16 protein-coding genes and 1 pseudogene are annotated in these 18,026 nt (G+C 69.2%); 6 read left to right on the top strand and 11 right to left on the bottom strand.

Annotated elements, in window-relative coordinates; genetic code table 11:
• Nucleotides 1-130: 130 nt before the first annotated feature.
• Nucleotides 131-772: a class F sortase gene (locus ABZS64_RS27525; protein ID WP_355835217.1), complete on the bottom strand. Its 642-nt coding sequence runs from the start codon at nt 770-772 to the stop codon at nt 131-133.
• 117 nt (nt 773-889) lie between these two features.
• Complete coding sequence (locus ABZS64_RS27530) at nt 890-1,381, bottom strand: hypothetical protein (RefSeq protein WP_355835082.1); 492 nt, start codon at nt 1,379-1,381, stop codon at nt 890-892.
• A gap of 560 nt (nt 1,382-1,941) precedes the next feature.
• On the opposite strand from ABZS64_RS27530, the gene ABZS64_RS27535 reads away from it, so the two are divergent.
• Nucleotides 1,942-2,076, top strand: coding sequence for a hypothetical protein (locus ABZS64_RS27535; protein ID WP_355835219.1), 135 nt, complete (start codon nt 1,942-1,944; stop codon nt 2,074-2,076).
• 6 nt (nt 2,077-2,082) lie between these two features.
• Here the strand turns inward: ABZS64_RS27535 and ABZS64_RS27540 are convergent, their stop codons facing one another.
• Complete coding sequence (locus ABZS64_RS27540) at nt 2,083-2,265, bottom strand: hypothetical protein (RefSeq protein WP_355835085.1); 183 nt, start codon at nt 2,263-2,265, stop codon at nt 2,083-2,085.
• Nucleotides 2,266-2,294: 29 nt separating this feature from the next.
• On the opposite strand from ABZS64_RS27540, the gene ABZS64_RS27545 reads away from it, so the two are divergent.
• The 3 genes from ABZS64_RS27545 to ABZS64_RS27555 all read left to right on the top strand — a co-directional run bounded on the left by ABZS64_RS27545 (nt 2,295) and on the right by ABZS64_RS27555 (nt 4,835).
• Complete coding sequence (locus ABZS64_RS27545) at nt 2,295-2,999, top strand: VanZ family protein (RefSeq protein WP_355835088.1); 705 nt, start codon at nt 2,295-2,297, stop codon at nt 2,997-2,999.
• A 68-nt stretch (nt 3,000-3,067) separates the two neighbouring features.
• Entirely contained in the window at nt 3,068-3,763 is a 696-nt protein-coding gene (locus tag ABZS64_RS27550) for a response regulator transcription factor (protein ID WP_355835091.1), read from the top strand.
• Nucleotides 3,756-4,835, top strand: coding sequence for a HAMP domain-containing sensor histidine kinase (locus ABZS64_RS27555; RefSeq protein WP_355835094.1), 1,080 nt, complete (start codon nt 3,756-3,758; stop codon nt 4,833-4,835). Before ABZS64_RS27550 ends, ABZS64_RS27555 begins: the two co-directional genes overlap by 8 nt.
• A 270-nt stretch (nt 4,836-5,105) precedes the next feature.
• Here the strand turns inward: ABZS64_RS27555 and ABZS64_RS27560 are convergent, their stop codons facing one another.
• The 4 genes and pseudogenes from ABZS64_RS27560 to ABZS64_RS27575 form a co-directional block, all read right to left on the bottom strand.
• Entirely contained in the window at nt 5,106-6,155 is a 1,050-nt protein-coding gene (locus ABZS64_RS27560; protein ID WP_355835097.1) for a putative sulfate exporter family transporter, read from the bottom strand.
• Nucleotides 6,155-6,733, bottom strand: coding sequence for a cysteine dioxygenase family protein (locus ABZS64_RS27565; protein WP_355835099.1), 579 nt, complete (start codon nt 6,731-6,733; stop codon nt 6,155-6,157). The genes ABZS64_RS27560 and ABZS64_RS27565 overlap by 1 nt, the downstream gene beginning before the upstream one ends.
• A gap of 91 nt (nt 6,734-6,824) precedes the next feature.
• Nucleotides 6,825-7,730: a LysR family transcriptional regulator gene (locus ABZS64_RS27570; protein ID WP_355835102.1), complete on the bottom strand. Its 906-nt coding sequence runs from the start codon at nt 7,728-7,730 to the stop codon at nt 6,825-6,827.
• A 70-nt stretch (nt 7,731-7,800) separates the two neighbouring features.
• Nucleotides 7,801-8,393: pseudogene (locus tag ABZS64_RS27575) on the bottom strand (SAM-dependent methyltransferase).
• Nucleotides 8,394-8,575: 182 nt separating this feature from the next.
• On the opposite strand from ABZS64_RS27575, the gene ABZS64_RS27580 reads away from it, so the two are divergent.
• Entirely contained in the window at nt 8,576-9,826 is a 1,251-nt protein-coding gene (locus ABZS64_RS27580) for an SGNH/GDSL hydrolase family protein (protein WP_355835105.1), read from the top strand.
• A gap of 73 nt (nt 9,827-9,899) precedes the next feature.
• A complete protein-coding gene (locus ABZS64_RS27585) occupies nt 9,900-10,700 on the top strand; it encodes an N-formylglutamate amidohydrolase (RefSeq protein WP_355835108.1) in 801 nt (266 codons plus the stop codon).
• Here ABZS64_RS27585 and ABZS64_RS27590 read toward each other — a convergent pair whose 3' ends face one another.
• The 4 genes from ABZS64_RS27590 to ABZS64_RS27605 all read right to left on the bottom strand — a co-directional run bounded on the left by ABZS64_RS27590 (nt 10,701) and on the right by ABZS64_RS27605 (nt 17,763).
• Nucleotides 10,701-11,495: a maleylpyruvate isomerase family mycothiol-dependent enzyme gene (locus ABZS64_RS27590; protein WP_355835111.1), complete on the bottom strand. Its 795-nt coding sequence runs from the start codon at nt 11,493-11,495 to the stop codon at nt 10,701-10,703. It abuts the gene before it with no gap.
• Between the two features lie 375 nt (nt 11,496-11,870).
• Nucleotides 11,871-12,416: a hypothetical protein gene (locus ABZS64_RS27595; protein WP_355835114.1), complete on the bottom strand. Its 546-nt coding sequence runs from the start codon at nt 12,414-12,416 to the stop codon at nt 11,871-11,873.
• Nucleotides 12,417-12,605: 189 nt separating this feature from the next.
• Complete coding sequence (locus tag ABZS64_RS27600; RefSeq protein WP_355835117.1) at nt 12,606-13,076, bottom strand: hypothetical protein; 471 nt, start codon at nt 13,074-13,076, stop codon at nt 12,606-12,608.
• 31 nt (nt 13,077-13,107) lie between these two features.
• The gene (locus ABZS64_RS27605) at nt 13,108-17,763 is read right to left on the bottom strand and encodes an RHS repeat-associated core domain-containing protein (RefSeq protein ID WP_355835119.1); all 4,656 of its coding nucleotides are present in this window, start codon (nt 17,761-17,763) and stop codon (nt 13,108-13,110) included.
• Nucleotides 17,764-18,026 lie beyond the last annotated feature (263 nt).

An 18,026-nucleotide genomic window follows, 5' to 3' on the forward strand; every position in this document is an offset into this window, starting at 1 on the left:
CTCCCCCTGCCTTCGGCGGGGGGACCCCCATCCTCCGGCCTGCGATGCTCCCCCGTAGCCCTTCGGGCACGGGAGGTGCCCCCATCGCCAGACCCCGCTCCCTCATCCGGCCTGATCCAAAAGACACCCCCTAGTTCAGGCTGGTCAGGCGTGCGTAGACGACCACGTTGCCGAGGTATCCGGTGTCCTTGCTGTAGCCGCCACCGCACGTGATGATGCGCAGTTGAGGGTCGGCGGAACTGCCGTAGACCTTCCGGCTCGGAAACTCGCTCTTGGAGTACACCTCGACGGCGTAGACGGCGAACATCGCGGTCCGTCCGTCACGGCGCGTGATCTCGACGGTGTTCCCCTTGGTGACGGCACCGAGAGGGTAGAAGACGGCGCGGCCGGTGGGGGTGTCGACGTGGCCGGCCACGATGGCCGTACCGGGCTCTCCGGGAGCCGCGCCGTCGGCGTACCAGCCGGCAAGGTTGGGCCTGTCCACCGGTGGCACTTCAAGCGCGCCGTCTGCGTCCAGCCCGAGCTTCATCATCGGAGCCTCCACACCGATGGCGGGGATACGCAGTCCGACCGGAGCGGAAAGGGACCGCGAGCCGGTCGGGCCGTTCAGCGGCGGGGCACCAGCGGTCTGCCGGACCGAGCCCGGTGCCCCGGCCCCGCGGGGAGTGGCAAAGACCTGCGGGCTGGGGGCGGCATGGGCCTGCGCGGCGGACGGCTGTGGAGCCGTTTCACCGCGCAGGCCGCTGTTCAGCAGAGCGATGCCGATGATCATGACGACGACGAGAGTCTTCGTCGACACTAAGGGGGCGGGCTGTGTGCTTCCCATGGTGATCCGGGCGTCGGTGGGTGTGTGGAGGGGCATTGTCTGCCGACCGTTGAACCCGGTCGGTCAGGCGGGGCCGCCGGCGAAAAGACGCCGCCGCATCCTCAGCACGCCGCCGGCCGCCGCACCGGCGATCAGCAGGGAGCCGACCGCGGCCCGAGTGCCGTTCAGCCCTTCAGCGCCGCCGAATCCACCGTGCACCGCACCCTCCGGGCGGCTGACGACCTCGAAGCTGGTCTCGACACTGGTCTTCGGGGGGCACCGGACTGTGATGGTGTACACACCCTCCTCGGCAGTGTCCGGCACAGTGAAATCGCCGGCCAGTTCACCGCTGCGCTGCCCCTCGGTCAGGTTGATCTGGCCTCCGGCCGCCGCCTGCCCCTTGGCGTACGTGACGTCCGGCCCGCACACCTCCGTGCTGACCGTGATGGTCGAGCCGGGGAAAGCCTTCTGCGGGCTGACGAAGACCTCGGACTCATCGGCGCCGGCTGCGGTCTCCGGGAGACCGAGGGCACACAGGGTCAAGGCGGCACAGGCGAGAATACGTGCGGTGCGCATTTCACGACCTTTCGACCGACGCGGGGCAGGACCAGCTGTCCCGACGAGAGTGCCGCGCTCCAGTGCCAAGACAAGCAGCTCCTGCGATCCGACGGCCGGGCCGAAACGAGCCGGCCGGCGCGCGCCGGATTCCCGTCGCGGGATTCCCGCAGGTCGCACGGGCTGCGATAGGCCCGAAGGTGGAACGTCGGGGGGATGCGGCGATCGGGTGGCGACACGCACTCCCGCGCAAGGGGGGACGCTCACTGTCACGGGAGCCGGCAAGCGCTGCCCCTAACAGCCTGTCAGGAGACTGCCTTCTTGTACGTATGAGCATCTGCCCATGTGCTTGCTGAGAGGGTGTCAGGCTCGCCGCCCCCTCTCACCGGACGGGTCCGGGCGGTCCTGCTCCGCTGCCCCAGCCCTGCGTCCCGGGCACGCCGGCGGCGGGGCCGCCAGCGGGTGTCCGGCGCTGCTTGGCCGGATCAGTGAGCGGGGTCCGGTGCGTGCGCCGCCCGCAAGGCGGGGGCGCTCCGGTGTGACGCTTCCGCCAACTCCAGCGCCGCGCGATGGCCTGCCTCATGGCTACCCATGATGACGTCCAAGGGGCCCATCAGAGCTACCGGCTCAAGGGCGACGGCGTCCACCAGGCCATGCTCGGCATCGCCCGACTTCACAACCTCGCCCTCACGGGAAGACTGTCGCCCCATACGTGACAGCCTTTAGGCGTTCACGGTCCAGGGCAGATGTGCGGGCGTGACGGCGAGCTCGTCCTGGATGCTCGGCAGTGCGATGTTCACGGACGAGTAGTCGTCCAGCACCTGCATCTCACTGCCAGCTTGCGCCAGTTCCTTGATGCCGCGGATTCCGTGTATCGCGGGCGTATCGAAAATCGCATACGCCACCGCGACCGCCCTCCGTCTCCAATGGGGGCATGAACCACAACGCATCCCTGTCAGCACCGCCCCGCCGCACGCGCAGGATCGCGCTTTTCAGCCTGGCGATCCTCGGCATTGCGAGCGCCACGTTCGTCGTGCGGCGGCCGCTCATGATGTCCGCTCCGATGTGCATGGCCGGGCGGTGGCACGGCTGCTTCGACACGTTCAACGGTGTGGTGCTCATGACGTTGGTCACGCTGCCGTTGGCCGCGCTCGTGGTGTGGGCTCTGGCGCGCAGTCGGCGTGCCGCCGGCGGCACATCGGCGTGGCGGATGTCGCTGGCCGAGGTGGGCATGGTCCACGGGACGGTGCCGTTCCTGTGGCTGACCATGATGCCGGGCGCCGGGGCCGGCACCGTCCCCGGCCGAGTAAGCCTCGTACCGCTGCGGGACCTGCTCACGATGGGGCCGCTCGGGATCATCGGCAACCTGCTGATCTTCGCGGCGCTGGGGTTCTTCGCCCCGATGCGGTTCGCGGCGCTGGCGTCCGTGCCGCGGATCCTGGCCCTCGGGGCGGGCTGCTCGGTCCTGGTCGAAACCGCACAGTACGTCCTGCGGCTGGACCGGGTGTCCTCCGTGGACGACGTACTGGTCAACGCCGCCGGCGCCGTGCTGGCCGCGCTGGCGTCGCGCCGCTGGTGGCGCACTACGGCAGAAGCGCCGTCGGACCAGCCTCGCCCCGCGCTGGCACCGGCAGGCTGAGTCGCGTGTCCGGTGGGCACACGTCCTTGCATACGTCGGCGATATGTTGTGCTGCTTAGGCTTCAGACATGCGCGTACTGATCGTGGAGGACGAGCCCTACCTGGCCGAAGCCGTCCGTGACGGTCTGCGGCTGGAAGCGATCGCCGCCGACATCGCCGGCGACGGCGACTCCGCCCTGGAACTGCTCAGCGTCAACTCCTACGACCTCGCGGTCCTCGACCGCGACATCCCAGGCCCCTCCGGCGACGACGTCGCCCGGCGCATCGTCGCCTCCGGCAGCGGCATCCCGATCCTCATGCTCACCGCCGCCGACCGGATCGATGACAAGGCGTCCGGGTTCGAGCTCGGTGCCGACGACTACCTCACCAAGCCGTTCGAGCTGCGGGAGCTCGTCATGCGGCTGCGGGCGCTCGACCGCAGGCGCGCGTACGCCCGGCCCCCGGTCCGCGAGATCGCGGGCCTGCGCCTCGACCCCTTCCGCCGGGAGGTCTTCCGCGACGGACGCTACGTCGCGCTCACCCGCAAACAGTTCGCCGTGCTCGAAGTCCTCGTCGCCGCCGAAGGCGGGGTCGTCAGCGCCGAAGAGCTGCTGGAACGGGCCTGGGACGAGAACGCCGACCCCTTCACCAACGCCGTCCGCATCACCGTCTCCGCATTGCGCAAACGGCTCGGCGAACCATGGATCATCGCCACGGTGCCGGGTGTCGGCTACCGCATCGACACCGGCCCCGACACCACCCGCCCCGGCAGCACGCATGCATAGGCGCCCAGGGCTCAGCGTCAGACTGAAACTCACCCTCAGCTACGCCGGGTTCCTCGCCGTCGCCGGCGCTCTCCTGCTGGCCGTGGTGTGGGTGTTCCTGCTGCGCTACGTACCCGACAACCCCCAGGGCCTTCTCGGGATCTCGCCCAACCGCTACCTCCTAGTGCGCACCTTCGCCCCCGCGGCGGCCGTTGCGATGGTCTTCCTGCTCGTGTTCGGCCTCGTCGGGGGATGGATCCTCGCCGGCCGGATGCTCGCACCGCTCACACAGATCACGGCCGCGGCAAGCATGGCCGGGAACGGATCGCTGTCCCACCGGATCCGCATGGAAGGCCGCCAGGACGAATTCCGTGAACTCGCCGACGCGTTCGACACCATGCTCGAACAACTCGAGTCGCACGTCGCCGAGCAGCAGAGGTTCGCCGCGAACGCCTCCCACGAACTACGCACCCCGCTGGCCATCTCGCAGACGCTGCTCGACGTCGCCCGCAGGGACCCCACGCGGGACCAAGACGAACTCTTCGAACGCCTGCAGGCTGTCAATACGCGCGCGGTCGACCTCACCGAGGCCCTCCTGCTGCTCAGCCGCAGCGACCGCGGGAACTTCACCCGCGAGAGCGTCGACCTCTCCCTCGTCGCCGAAGAGGCCGCCGAAACCCTGCTCCCCCTCGCCGAACAGCGCGGGATCACGCTCGACGTCACCGGCGGAGCGACACGGACCAGCGGCTCCGCGGAGCTCCTGCTGCGGATGGTGATGAACCTCGTCCAGAACGCCATCGTCCACAACCTCACCGTCGGCGGCACTGTGACGGTCCACACCGAAGCGCAGGGCGACGCGAGCGTGGTGCGGGTCGAGAACACGGGTCATCCGCTCCCACCGGAACTGGTGCCGACCCTCACCGAACCCTTCCAGCGCGGAACGGAACGCGTACGCACCGACGAGCACGCCGGCGTCGGCCTCGGCCTTGCCATCGTGCACAGCATCGTCCGCACCCACGACGGGACCCTCGACCTCGTCCCCCGCCCCGCCGGCGGTCTCCTCGTCACGGTTCGGCTTCCCGGCACGCCGTAGGCATCGTCCCCGAGCGGGGCCCACTAGATCGTTGACGGGAAGTTCGGTGCAGGCCAGGGTGACCCGTGGCAGCGACGGGTCAGCGGAGCGTCGAGAGGCTAGATCCTTCGGGACTGCCGCACCGGCAACAGGCTGCGGACCCCGGCCCACTCGGTATCCGTCATGTCCGAGGGATACCGCCGCTCACGGTCCGGCGTCGGCCGCCGTAGATCACCCCGGAGGGAAACCCGTTCGACCACCGCGCTCCAAGATCGATTGCGCAACGGCTTCTCAGCCCATCACCAGCTGCACTCCCGCGTACGAGACCCCCGCCACCACCACCCACGCGCTCAGCCCCAGTGCGGCGACCCGCGCTCCGGTACGGGTCAGGGAGGGCAGGTCGACCGCGCTGCCCAGACCGAACAGCGCGGCAGCCAGCAGGAGTTCCTGCGCATGCTGTGCCGCGTCGATGGCGGTCGTCGGCAGCAGGCCCGTACTGCGCAGGGCCACCATCACCAGGAAGCCGATGACGAAGAGCGGGACGAGCGGCAGCCTCTTGCTGGCCTGCGAGGCCGACGAGGACCCGGCGCGCCGCCTGCGTACCGACACCGCCACCGCCGCCACCAGCGGGGCGAGCAGCGCCACCCGCATCAGCTTGACCAGGACCGCCTCACCGAGCGCGTCGGATCCTGCGGTCTGCGCGGTGGCCACGACCTGGCCGACGTCGTGCACGCTCGCGCCGACCCAGCGCCCGAACTCCGCGTCGCCGAGCCCCAACGGCAGTTGCAGCAGCGGCAGTACGGCGATGGCGAGCGTCCCGCACAGGGTCACCAGCGCCACCGAGGTCGCCGCGTCGCACTCGTCGCTGTCCGTCGCCTCACTCACCGCGCCGATCGCGGACGCCCCGCAGATGGAGTATCCGGCGGCGATCAGCAGCGGCTGATCACCCGGGAGCCCCATCCGGCGGCCCAGCCACCAGGTGCCGAGGAAGGTCGCCGCGACGACGCCGAGCACCATGGTGACCGTGGCCCAGCCGAGGCCGAGCACGTCGTCGAGGCTCAGCTTCAGGCCGAGCAGCACGATGCCGATGCGCATGAGGCGCTTCGCGGCGTACGAGAGTCCCGGGCGGGCCGGCCCCCGGACCACCGCGCGCGCCCTTGGCAGATGCGCCGCCACGATTCCCAGCACCACGGCGACGGTCAGCATGGGTATGTCCGGCAGCAGTTGATGCACGGACCAGGCGACGCCGACACCGAGGGCGGCGAGCGCGAGCCCGGGCAGTCTGCGGGGTGCGAGCGCGGAAGGGGGTGCCTTGGCCGCCCGTTCCCTCAGCAGCGCCATCAGCGGTCGGCCGGCAGCTCGTAGACCCGGCGGACGCTGGTGCCGAGACGGGAGATGTCCGCACCGTAGACATGGAGGGAGATCGCCCGGCCGGAGCCAGCGTTCCAGACCCGGTGGATGTCGCCGGGCGGCGCGAATCCGCAGACCGCGCCCTGGCCGTTGACGACATCGCCGGTGGCGACAAGACGCGCGGCCGTGCCGGTGGCCGGGGACGGCAGGAGGCGGTAGCGCCGTTCGTACTCCTCGCCCTCGTGCACTCCGGTCGTGCACCAGGACACATGGTCGTGCACGGATGTCCCCTGGCCGGGCAGCCAGACCAGTGCGACGACGGAGAAGCTTCCGTCGTGCTCGGCGTGCAGCAGATGCTGGCGGTAGCGGGCGGGGTCGCTCTCGCACTGCTCGAAGGTGAGCAGATCGTCCGCGCCGAGATGCGGTGCGAGGCGCTCACCGACCAGATACGCCGTCAGGTCCGGTGGCAGCCCGCGCCCGACGGCCTCGCGCACCTCGGCGATCAGCACATCGAGGCGGTCGGTCGTACGCGCGGCCGTGAACGCGGTCGATCCGGTCGAAGTGGTCATAAGGGCAGCGTCGAGCCGCCCGACCCATCACGTCCAACGACGGTTTCTTGGCGACTTCCCAAGCTCCGCTTATAAGTGCGTTGCTGCCGGCTCAGCAACCGATCTTGTTCGCCGCGACCTTCTTCAGCTCGTCGAGGACCAGTGCCGTCGCCGGGATCCGAAGATGCTCCCTCAGGACGTACGCCGAGATCTGCCGCCGCGAGGCCGGTTGCAGCGGCCGCCCGGTGACTTTGCGGTGACAGAGGAAGTTCAGTACGAGCGCCGGGATCATCGCGACACCGAGCCCCTCGGCGACCAGGCTCTGCACCACGAGATTGTCGTCGGTCGTGAACGCGATGTCCGGCGCGAACCCCTGCTCGCCGCATTCGTGAAGGAGATTGGCGCGGCAGCGCAGACATCCCGCTATCCAGCGCTCCTCCGCCAGATCCGCCAGCTGCACGGCTCTGCGCCGCGCCAGTGGATGCCCGGTCGGCAGGAGCACCGTCAACTGGTCCTCCAGGAGCGGTATCTCCACCAGCTCGTCCGGCACCTCTTCATGCAGACCGGGATAGGTGAAGGCGAGCGTGATGTCGCACTCCCCGCGTACCAGGCGCTGAAGCGACTCGGGCGGCTCGCTCTCCAGCAGGTCGACGCGCACACCGGGATGGGCGGCGGCGAGGCGGGCCATCGCCTCGGGGATGAGGGTGGCATTGGCACTGGGGAAGGCACAGACGCGGACCCGTCCCGAGCGCAGCCGGGTGAGGGCGCTCATCTGCTGCTGGGCCGCGGACATGTGGTCGAGGATGACCGTGGCGTGCCGCGCCAGGGCCTCGCCCGCCTCGGTGAGGCGCATACCGCGGCCGACCCGGATGAACAGCGGTGTGCCGACGTCCCGTTCGAGAGACTTCATCTGCTGGGTGATCGCCGGTTGCGTATAGCCCAGGGCGCGAGCGGCCGCCGAGTACGAACCGGCCCTGACCACTTCGTGGAAGGTTCTGATGTGCCGGGAGTCGAACACACCCAAATCATAAGCAGAATTTGGGTACCCCGGGCTCCCGGCCTCTCCCCTGACCGGTATATGCCATGGACTACGGCTTGCGCGCCACTGCCGCGTAGAGCGAGACCGCCTCGTCGCCTTCTGATTCCTCGTCGACGCCGAGCTCCGGGTGCCACTGTGTGAGCTGGACGATGCCGGGCTCCGTCAGCTCAAGGCCCTCGAAGAAGCGGCCGACCTGGTCGCGCGTGCGCGGCACGAGCGTGACGCCACCGGCCGCGTACATGTCGACGCCGCGCTGGACCGCGAGCGGGTCGAAGTCGGCGGTGAGCTGCGACAGTACGAGATAGCTGCCGGACGGCAGAGCCTCGACGAGCCGCCCCACCAGCTGTCGGGCACCGCGCCCTGGGCTATCTGGTGCAGATTGGGCTCGGTGGGAATGCCGGTGCCGATGTCGAGGTACTGGCGTATGCCTGCCTCGCCCGCCATCCATCGCGTGACGCGCTGCATGAACCGCCGGTTTGTCTGGGCGACATGCTTGGCGCGGTTGTCGATGCTCATGATGTGCAGGCCCAGCTGCTCGTCGACCGGGTAGTTGTCCTTGCCGCCCAGGAACCAGTCGTACACCCGGGCCGGATGCGGCCTGCTGGTGTCGATCCTGGGGACGGCCGACTCGCTCCCGGTCATTGGATGCTCCCTCGATGCTCAGGAATCCTGGTTCACCGATCATGCGATCCTCGCAGGAGGAGGGGGCACCGGCAAGCAACTCCCCGGCTGGGGCGGGGAGTTCGACGCAGGTCCAGGGTGCCTTCCGGAGTGGCCTGCCGGGGTATGGACAGCGAGCACAGGACCGCGAGTCAATTCATGGCATGGACATCGCAGATAGATCCATGCCTCCCTTCTTGCGCCGTCGCGTCCTGCCCACCCTGACGGCCGCCCTGGCCGTCGGCGCCCTCCTCACGACCGGCACCGCGCAGTCGACGCCCTCCAGCCCCGCGCAGCGCACATCCCCGGTCGTCACCTGGGCCGCAAGCACCGACCTGATCGCCCCGGCCGCGACGCAGGACCGCACCTACCGGCTCGTCGTCCGCACCAGCGTCGGCGGCAGCGCGCTGCGGATCCGCCTCTCCAACGCCTTCGGCGACCAGCCGGTGACCTTCGGCCGCGCCTTCGCCGGACTGCGGGCCTCCGGCGCGGCCCTGGTGCCCGGCAGCAACCGGCCGCTGTCCTTCGGCGGTTCGCCCACGGTCACGGTCCCGCCCGGCGGCACCGTCTACAGCGATCCGCTGCCCGGCACGGTGCGCGCGCAGTCCGATCTGGCCGTGAGCCTGTACGTCCAGCGCGCGGCCGGTCGCGCCACCGGCCACAAGCTGGCCCTCCAGACCTCGTTCGTCGCACCCGCCGGCGACCACTCCGCGGACGACGCCGCCACCGCGTACACCGAACGCACCGGCTCCTGGTTCTATCTCGACGCGGCCGTGGTCAGCGCCCGACGCGGCACCGGCGCCGTGGCCACGCTCGGCGACTCGATCACCGACGGCTCCAGGTCGACGGCCGACACCAACCGCCGCTGGCCCGACTTCCTGGCCCGCACGCTCCAGGACGACCCCCGCTCCGGTATCAAGGGCGTCGCCAACGAAGGCATCTCGGGCAACAAGGTCCTCACCGACGGCTCGGGCCAGAGCACGCTCAAGAGGCTCGACCGGGACGTCCTGTCCCAGCGCGGTCTGCGTACCGTCGTCCTCCTCGAAGGCATCAACGACATCAAGGCCACCCCGGCCCCCACGGCCGCCGACATGATCGCGGCCTACCGGCAGATCATCACCCGGTCGCACACCGCAGGCGTCTGCGTCGTCGGAGCGACCGTCATGCCGTACGAGGGATGGCGGGAGTGGACACCGGGCGGCGAGGCCGTCCGCCAGGAAGTCAACGCCTTCATCCGCAGCAGCGGAGCCTTCGACGAGGTCGTCGACTTCGACGCGACGGTGAAAGACCCCGCGGCCCCGGCCCGGATCCTGCCCGCGTACGACAGCGGGGACCATCTGCACCCCAACGACGCCGGGATGCAGGTCATGGCCGCGGCCGTCGACCCCGGGCAGTTGCGCTGCTCCAGGAGGTGACAGCAGCGAGACGGCCTCTTCCGGCTCCGTAGAATGCACGTCGATCTCCGGTCGCCGGGCAGGAAGGAACGCGATGGACCACGCTCCCCCACCCTTCCGGCTGCTGCCCGGCTCCGACCGCTCTCCGGTGCTGCTGCACGTCCCGCACTCCGCCCGGACCGTCCCCGCGCCCGTCCGCGACGGCATCGAGCTGGACGACGAGGCCCTGGAGCGCGAGCTCGACCACATCACCGACTCGCACACCGCGGAGATCGCGGCCGCAGCTGCCGAAGCTGGTCTGCTGACACCCTGGCGGTTCGTCAACGGACTCTCGCGCCTGGTCATGGATCCCGAGCGGTTTCCCGACGAGCGCGAGGAGATGCTGGCCGTCGGCATGGGCGCCGTCTACACCCACACCACGCACCGCGAGCGGCTGCGCTCACCGGACGTGAACCCTCAGCCCCTGATCGACCGTTACTTCCATCCCTACGCGGAGGCGATGACCGCGGCGGTCGGCGAGCGGCTGGCAGCCACCGGACGCGCCGTCGTCATCGACATCCACTCCTACCCGACCGAGCCGCTGCCCTACGAGTTGCACGGCGAGGGCCCGCGGCCCCCGATCTGCCTGGGCGCCGACGACTTCCACACTCCGGCGGAGCTCGTTGCCGCGGCCGAGAAGGCGTTCACCGGTTTCGGCGGTACGGGCATCAACAGCCCCTTCGCCGGTACGTATGTGCCGCTGAAGTACTACGGCAAGGACCCTCGCGTCAGCGCCCTGATGATCGAGATCCGCAGGGACGTCTACATGACGGAACCGGGCGGCCCGGCGGGCCCCGGCCTCCCGGCACTCGCGCTCGCCGTGGCCGACCTGGTCAACGCCCTGTCCCCATCGTGATCACACGGGCGGGACGAGGGCGCCGTAACGGGCGAGGATCGCCAGATCGCCGTTCACGCGGAGCCGGTCCGCCGGGATCCGCCCCCAGAGGAACAGCATCAGCTCCGACGCCGTACCGGCCAACTCGACGTCGTACGACTCGCTGTCTTCCGTGCGCCGGACCTCGTCGCCGTCGAAGCGCACCGACCAGGTGCCCGTGACATCGGTGGCCCGGAACCGGTAGCGCTCGCCCGATCCGGGCGCGGCCGGTTTCCGGGACCGGCTCACAGGCATCATCAGCTCGGTGAAGTGCTCGACGCCATCCACAGCCAAGTCCTGGTGCACGGGACGGGCCGCTTCGAGCGCGCACTCGGCGTCCCAGAGGTGCACGGCCGCCTCGATGGTCTGCATCCGCAGCCAGAACGCGACGGACTGCTCCCGCGACCATGCCCACACCGGCTCCTGCGGATCGATGCTCCTGAAGCACGACTCCAGCGCGGCGGCGCCCGCCGCGAACCAGTCGAGCAGACCCTTGGCCAGCGGCCCGCGATTCGGCGCGTTCTCCGGCCGCGGCCAACACTCGGTGTCCGCGGGAAGCCGGAGGTAGAAGATGTCCGTCGGATCCGGCCGCTCCGCGGGCAGTTCCTCGAGCAGGAGCGTCACATATCGGTGCACCGAGCCGAGATGCAGAACCAGATCGGACACCGACCAGCCGGGGCAGCTCGGGACCATGGGGGCTTCGTCGGCGTCGGCCGCCCGGCGGGCTGCGGCCTCGAACGCAAGGATCTCGCGGTGGAAGTGCGCGGCGTAGTCCATGGCGTCACTGTGCCACTCGCCTGCCGCCAGTCACCGAGAATCAGCCGCGTCCGGCCGCCCATGCCGCCAGTTCCGCGCGCGCAGCAACTCAAGGGTAGATCTGGTCCCGGACGAGGCCGTGGTCGTAGTACAGGAGCGAGCCGGTCCTGCGAACCGACGTGAACGAGGACGGATGCAGGTGATCCGACAACGGCGGCCCGGGGCCCGGCCGGGGGCGGGACCCGGGCTCAGGCCGTGCGCCAGCGCTGGACGGTGTCGCCGTCTACTGTCAGCCAGGTGCCATCGCCCAACGCCAGCGGATCTAAGCAGCTCGTCCCCGGGCGATGATGCCCGAGATTCGGCGAACACGCGGCCCCTCCAGGCACATGTGCGTGGTCAGGCCCGGTTCTTCATGCGGTTGTCGTAGTAGTGCTCGCCGCCGACCAGGACCGAGGTGACGTGGACGGGGAGACCGTCGGGCGTACGTGGGACCTCCTGGGAGGTCTGGCGTGTGAATCCGAGCGAGACGCCAGGGACGAAGGGGTATTCGGCCTCGGCCTGATCCACGGCCCAACCACGTTCAGCCGCTCTCCGGAACAGGTCCTCGGCGGGGGTGCGGAAGACGTCTTCACCGTCGAGGAGCACCCGGACGTCGGTCTGCCAGCCTTCGCCGGGCCACCACAGCTCGACAGCGGTGACGGCTTCACCTGAGCCTTCCAGCAGGACGTTCACTCGGATTTCCTGGAGCGCCGTATGGATGGTCTTCGAGGCCTCCCCCTCCTCCGGCGCATCCTCTTCGTCCTCGTCCTCGTCGTCGAAGTAGTCGAACTCCTCCACGATCCTGTGGGGACCCCACGGGGAAACCGCGGCCACGGCCTCGCCGAGTGTCATCCCCAGCCGAACCGGGCCGGCGCCGTGGGGCGGATCCAGAACAAGGTCCATAGCCGTCTCCTTCCTCATCAACAGCCCTGCCGGGGCAAAACACCCTTTAGGACAGTCAGCCGGGCACGACGGTGGGACGCGAAGACCTCCGTGCGTGGTGTGGAGCCTGGACACCTCCACCACACCGGAGGTCTTCGCCATGATCAAGACCCACGACCGTCAACAACGCTCGTGACCACTACAGATGGGTCACCCGACAGGCTCCGTCGTGACCAGGACGTAGTCGAAGTAGAGGGGATCCCCGTCCTCGTCCACCGGGTACTCGAAGCTGCTGTTGTTCGCGAAGATCACCTTGAGGTCCGGCAGGGCGTCGAAGCCGAGGTCGTTCTCCTCGGTGGTGTGGCCTCGCTCTTCGAACTGTTGCAGCAGTTCCTCGCTCGGGGTGCGGAAAACGTCGAGCCCGTCGAGTGTGACCCGCACGTCCGCATCCTCGTTGCGGAACCGCCACACTTCTACGTTGCCCAGCGCGCCCTTGATGAATCCGAGCGTGAAATTCATCCTGAACTCATCGTGCGTGAAAAGGATCTGTCCCGGGTCGGACTCGGCTTCCGCACCGGTCGCGAGGAGACCCAATTCCTCTGCCGCCCGCGTGGCCTCTTCGGCCGACATGCCCAGCCGGAATGTCGCGACACCCACGTGCGGCAGCAGTTCCATTTCCATCGTCACTCCTTCGGATACGCGTTACGGCCTGTCATTTCAGCAGGGCGGCCTCGTCGATTGTCCACCCTCGCTTGGTAAGCAGCGCTTGAAAGTTCTTGTTGTCCTTCAGGCTCTCCACCATGTCCTTGATGTGGTCATCGTACTTGCCGGGGAACCTGGCCTTGATGTCGTCGATGTCCATTCGCATGGCCTCGGTGAGGCGGCCCTGATTCACGAGTTCGCGCTGCCACTGCTGCCATGCCTGCGACTCCAAGCTGTATCCCGTGCTGTACAGCCTCTGATGGTCGGCCAATTCCATCCGAACGGCCGGTCCGTTGTTGACCTTCTGCTTCTTGTGCGGTTTGTTCGCGATGTAGAAACCGGGCTCGATGATGTCCTTCCACGCCGACTTGGGCGGGATGTGGTTGACCTCCATGTCGACGGCGGAGATCCGCTGCCCGTTCTTCTTCTGGTTCGCCGGGAGCAGTCCCCCGTACCAACCGCCCCTTGTCGTACACCCCTTGGCGATCAGCCCTTCCGGGTCCATCCACGTGTACGGGTTGGTGACGTAGGCGGCCGGATTGGGAGCGGGGGCGAGGCCCAGAGGGTCCGCAGACAGGTACCGGGCCGTCTCTGGGTCGTAGTACCGGTGGAGGTTGTAGTGGAGGCCGGTCTCCGGGTCGTCGTACTGGCCGGGGAAGCGGAGCGGGGTGTACGCGTCGGCTCCGCGGTTCCAGGACGTGAGGCCCCAGACGGTGGAGCGGTTGTACCAGGCGATCTCGCCCTGTTCATCGACGAGTTCGGTCGGGGTGCCGACGAGGTCGGTGACGATGGCGAAGAAGCGGCTGTCGACCTCGTTCTGCGAGGAGTCCGCGGTTATTCGGCGTTCGAGCTGGGAGACGGGGCGGTAGCCCTCGTGGTCCCACGTCAGCGTCACCCCGGTCGAGGTGTCAGTCTGCTCAGCCAGCCGTGTGTCGTCCCAGGAGAAGTGGACGGTGGCCTCGACCGTAGCCCCGTCGGGTGCCATGCGGTGCTTGGCGGTGCGGCGGCCGAACGGGTCGTAGGTGTAGCGCCACACCGTGCCGTCGGGAGTGGTACAGGACACCAGGCGGTCCTCAGCGTCCCACTCGTAGCGCCAGGTGTCGGGCTTCCTCGACAGCCGCGTCTTCTGCCGCAGCACGACCCGCCCGGCGTCGTCGTACTCGTACCGCACCCCGCCCGCGCTGAGGAGGCGGGTGCCGTCATAGACCCGTTCGCCGCGGCTTTCCGTGTGCCGTGCCCGGTCGGGCCACTGGGCACCGGTCTGGTTTCCGGCGGCGTCGTAGACGTAGCTCTCCGACCAGTCGCCCGCGGTGACGCCGAGCGGGCGGCCCAGCGGGTCGAGCTCGAACCGCGCGGTCAGCCCGCTCAGTTGGTCGGTCGCCGAGGTGAGCAGGCCGTCAGCACGGTAGCCGAATGCCCGTGAGCGGACCGTGCGCCGAGCCGTGGACACCGACTGGGACGTCAGGCGGCCGATCGCGTCCCACCCCGAGGCGAGCGTCACCGGCGACTCGGCGGGCCCGAACGTGCGCTGCAGCTCCCTGCCCAGCTCGTCGCGTGTGAAGTCGAGGACGTGGCCGGAGCCCTCGACGCGCACCCGGTTGCCGCCGGCGTCATAGGCGTACGACGCGACGGCCCCGGTCGGTGTGGTGCGCGAGATCAGCTCGCCGTACGCGTCGTAGCCGAACCGCATGGTGCGCCCGTCGACAGTCTCCGCCACCAGCCGGCCCACCGCGTCGCGCTCCACGGCGACCGTGGACGTCGGCGAGTCGGCACGGGTCAGCCGGTCCGCGGCGTCGTAGGTGTAGTGGGTGACCACTCCGTCGGAGTCCTTCTCCCGTACGTTTCCGAGGGCGTCGTACGACATCGTGACGCGTCGGCCGTGCGGGGTCGTGCGGGCGACGAGGCGCCCGCCGGCGTCGTGCTCGTAGGTGGTGGTGCGGCCGTCGAAGTCAGTCTCCGACGTGGGCAGCCCGGTCGGGCCGTACGCGTAACTCCACGCCCTGCCCTGCGGGTTGCCGACGCCGGTGACCCGCAGTTCGGTGTCGTACGTGAACTCGTAGCGCGCCCCGTCCGCACCCGTGCGGGCGGCGAGCAGGTCGAACCACGTGTACTCGAACCGGACGACGCCGCCCATGGGGTTGGTGTACGACAGGCAGTTACCCTCCTCGTCCCACGTCCACGACTCGCTCGTGCCGTCCGGAGCCGTGCGCCGCGACAGCCAGCCGTCCGGCGTCCACTCCATGCGGGTGACCGAACCGGCCGGGTCGACCGACTCACGGGGCTGCCCAAAGGCGTCCCGCCTGACCGCGTACGTGGCGCCCTGCGGGTCGGTGACCGAAAGCGTGAGGCCCGCAGGGTCGTTGGTGCGCCGCTCCGTGGCGCCGTTGGGGAACGTGACCGTGGCGAGGGCGCCCGCCGCGTCGTACGTGAACGTGGTCGACGTCCCGTCGGGCGCGGTGATCGTGGTCCGGTTGCCGAGCTCGTCGAAGGCCTGCCGCCAGACCGTGCCGTCCGGACCCGTCATCGACACCGGCAGGTGCAGGTCGTCGTACGTGGCCGACGCCTGCCGCCCGTCCGGGTAGTGCACTGTGGTCAGGTTGCCGCGTTCGTCGTAGGTGAACCGGGCCGTGGTGCCGAGTTCGTCGGTGCGGGAGAGCAGGTTGTCGTAGCGGTCCCACATGAAGTGAACGCTGTTGCCCAGCGGGTCGGTCTCGGAGACGGTCTGGCCGAGGTCGTTGAGGCGGGTGACGGTGACCGCACCAGTGGAGTCGGTGAAGCGGGTGACGCGGTTGGCCGTGTCGTAGGCGAAGTGGGAGGACAAGGCGCCGTCGGGGCCGATGGTCCGCACGACGCGGCCGGCCGAATCGTAGAGGTACTGATACGTGTAGCCGTTGCGGTCGGTCCACGACGTGATGCGCCGCTCGCCGTCGTAGGTGAACCGAAGGGGTGTTCCGGCGGAGTTGGCGACCGACTCCAGGTTCCCGTCACCGTCGTAGCCGAATGCGGCGATCTCGACCGGGCCGTCCGGGGTTTGTACCTCCAGCCCGGTGACACGGCCCAGTGCGGGGTCCGAGGAGACGGCCACGCGGTAACCGCCCTCGTGCAGCACCATCACCGGCAGGCCGTCCTCCGACCGGCCGATGCGTACGGCGTTGCCGTTGCGGTCCTCGATCTCGTCCAGCCAGTACAGGCCGCCGCCTTGATAGGGGTTGCCCGTGAAGCGCCGGGTCAGACCCGAGTGCGGGTCGACGACGGCGTAGGTCGCGTTGCCCAGTGCGGTGCGCTCGACAAAGGTGATCGGCAGCCGGTCGCCTTCCAGCGGCAGGACTTCTTGGCCGTTCTCCGCGGGGAGTTGCGGATAGACCAGGACCGAGCCGTCGTCGCGGGCCCAGGCCGCGCCGCTCGCGGTCAGCTCCAGGCGCTCGTCAAGCGTGGAGGCCCAGCTGGTGCCGAAGCACTGACCGAAGCGGTAGCTGGAGATGTGTGTGCGTCGCAGTACCAGCGGCAGGACCCCGGGCAGGGCCAGATCCGTCTGGGACAGCACCATCTCCCCGCTTGCGACGTCCACGGGGTCGGTCTTGCAGCGCCGCTTGAACAGGGACATCGCCAGTTCGCGCGCCCGCTCGACCGCTTCCCGCATGGACTTCGGACGGGGGCGGGCAGCGCCCGACTTCCCTCGTCGCCCGTCGAGGTCGCCCTGGTCCTTGCGGTCACCGCCCTTGACCTTGCGGATGCCGTCGTGGGCGTCCTGGTCCGATTCCTTGTGGGTCTTCGAACTCTTGCCGATGGCCTTGGGAAGGGTCGTGCCGACATGCTCGCCGAGGTCTTTGAGCGCCTTGCCGAGCTTCTCGGTGACGCGCTCGATCGTCGTGTCGAGGACAGCGGTCAGCGCGTCCTTGCCCTTGGCTCGTCCGTGGTGCCCCTTGGCCTTGCCGAGCTTGCCTCCGGCCTTGTTGCGCATCGAGATCTGCACATTGGCCAGGTGCATGCCTGTATTGCCGTGGGCGTCGTGGTCAATCACCGGTCCGCCGCCGGGCCCCGGACCACCCGGCCCAGGGGCGGAGTTGAGCTGGAGGCCTTCCTTGCCGGCCTTCACGGTCTGGTCTGTGTCGTACCCGTCCTGCACGCCGGCGACGTTCATCGCGGTCTGGACGGCCAGGTCCGAAACCACGTTCTCGATCGCGGCGACGGCGGGCTCGGTGAGGGTCGCGACGATCTCTTCGACGGCCGCCTCCGCCATCTCCTTCAGGATCCTCTTGAAGGCGATGCGGGTGGCTGCGATTTTCGCGCCCGCGATGAGCGTCGACAGACCGGCGGTCACCGGCGCGAACGCGAGCGTGATGCCCACCGTGGCGCACAGATCGGCGAGTTCACCGACCGCGGCGATCTTACGGGCGACGATGATGTCCGCCACCCGGTCCAGCGCACCCGCGACGATCCGGGCGGCCTTCGCCAGGTCCTTGTGCTTGCCCTGCACCTTCGACCAGTGCTTGTCGAGCGCGGTCAGTGACTCGCTCTGCCCGCTGGAGAGCAGCCGCTGAATGTGCTGATGCGCTGCATGGCCGTCCTCGTCCGCGTCGTCCGCGAACTCCCGCAGCGAGTCGGCCATATCGCGGTACGCGTCCTCGTCGACGTTCGGCCAGCCCACACCGACGACATCGAGCATGGTGTCGACACCCTCAGGAATCGTGTACCCCACGACGCAACAGCCCCCGTTCCCAAACGCAATCCGATCTTACGATGATCACTCTGACATGTGACGCCCCGTCGGTACTACTCGGTTGCGAGCCGACCGGTATGAGCGCTGTTGAGGATCAGGGGCGGGTGGTCGAGGAACGGGCCACCAGCAGTGGAGATCGCGGCAAGGGAAGTGCCGGACAAGTCCCTTGCCCAGCAAAGAGGTACGTGCCCAACAGGCACGGGCCCGCG

Source organism: Streptomyces sp. NPDC005408 (genome assembly GCF_040606445.1).
GTDB lineage: Bacteria > Actinomycetota > Actinomycetes > Streptomycetales > Streptomycetaceae > Streptomyces.

What these genes read in the sequence shown, in the direction of transcription:
- ABZS64_RS27590 (WP_355835111.1), bottom strand. Translation starts at nt 11,495, where the DNA reads ATGGACTACGCCGCGCACTTCCACCGCGAGATCCTTGCGTTCGAGGCC.
- ABZS64_RS27555 (WP_355835094.1), top strand. Translation starts at nt 3,756, where the DNA reads ATGCATAGGCGCCCAGGGCTCAGCGTCAGACTGAAACTCACCCTCAGC.
- ABZS64_RS27545 (WP_355835088.1), top strand. Translation starts at nt 2,295, where the DNA reads ATGAACCACAACGCATCCCTGTCAGCACCGCCCCGCCGCACGCGCAGG.
- ABZS64_RS27525 (WP_355835217.1), bottom strand. Translation starts at nt 772, where the DNA reads ATGATCATCGGCATCGCTCTGCTGAACAGCGGCCTGCGCGGTGAAACG.
- ABZS64_RS27535 (WP_355835219.1), top strand. Translation starts at nt 1,942, where the DNA reads ATGGCTACCCATGATGACGTCCAAGGGGCCCATCAGAGCTACCGGCTC.
- ABZS64_RS27560 (WP_355835097.1), bottom strand. Translation starts at nt 6,155, where the DNA reads ATGGCGCTGCTGAGGGAACGGGCGGCCAAGGCACCCCCTTCCGCGCTC.
- ABZS64_RS27580 (WP_355835105.1), top strand. Translation starts at nt 8,576, where the DNA reads ATGGACATCGCAGATAGATCCATGCCTCCCTTCTTGCGCCGTCGCGTC.
- ABZS64_RS27585 (WP_355835108.1), top strand. Translation starts at nt 9,900, where the DNA reads ATGGACCACGCTCCCCCACCCTTCCGGCTGCTGCCCGGCTCCGACCGC.
- ABZS64_RS27550 (WP_355835091.1), top strand. Translation starts at nt 3,068, where the DNA reads ATGCGCGTACTGATCGTGGAGGACGAGCCCTACCTGGCCGAAGCCGTC.
- ABZS64_RS27605 (WP_355835119.1), bottom strand. Translation starts at nt 17,763, where the DNA reads ATGCTCGATGTCGTCGGTGTGGGCTGGCCGAACGTCGACGAGGACGCG.
- ABZS64_RS27600 (WP_355835117.1), bottom strand. Translation starts at nt 13,076, where the DNA reads ATGGAAATGGAACTGCTGCCGCACGTGGGTGTCGCGACATTCCGGCTG.
- ABZS64_RS27565 (WP_355835099.1), bottom strand. Translation starts at nt 6,733, where the DNA reads ATGACCACTTCGACCGGATCGACCGCGTTCACGGCCGCGCGTACGACC.
- ABZS64_RS27595 (WP_355835114.1), bottom strand. Translation starts at nt 12,416, where the DNA reads ATGGACCTTGTTCTGGATCCGCCCCACGGCGCCGGCCCGGTTCGGCTG.
- ABZS64_RS27530 (WP_355835082.1), bottom strand. Translation starts at nt 1,381, where the DNA reads ATGCGCACCGCACGTATTCTCGCCTGTGCCGCCTTGACCCTGTGTGCC.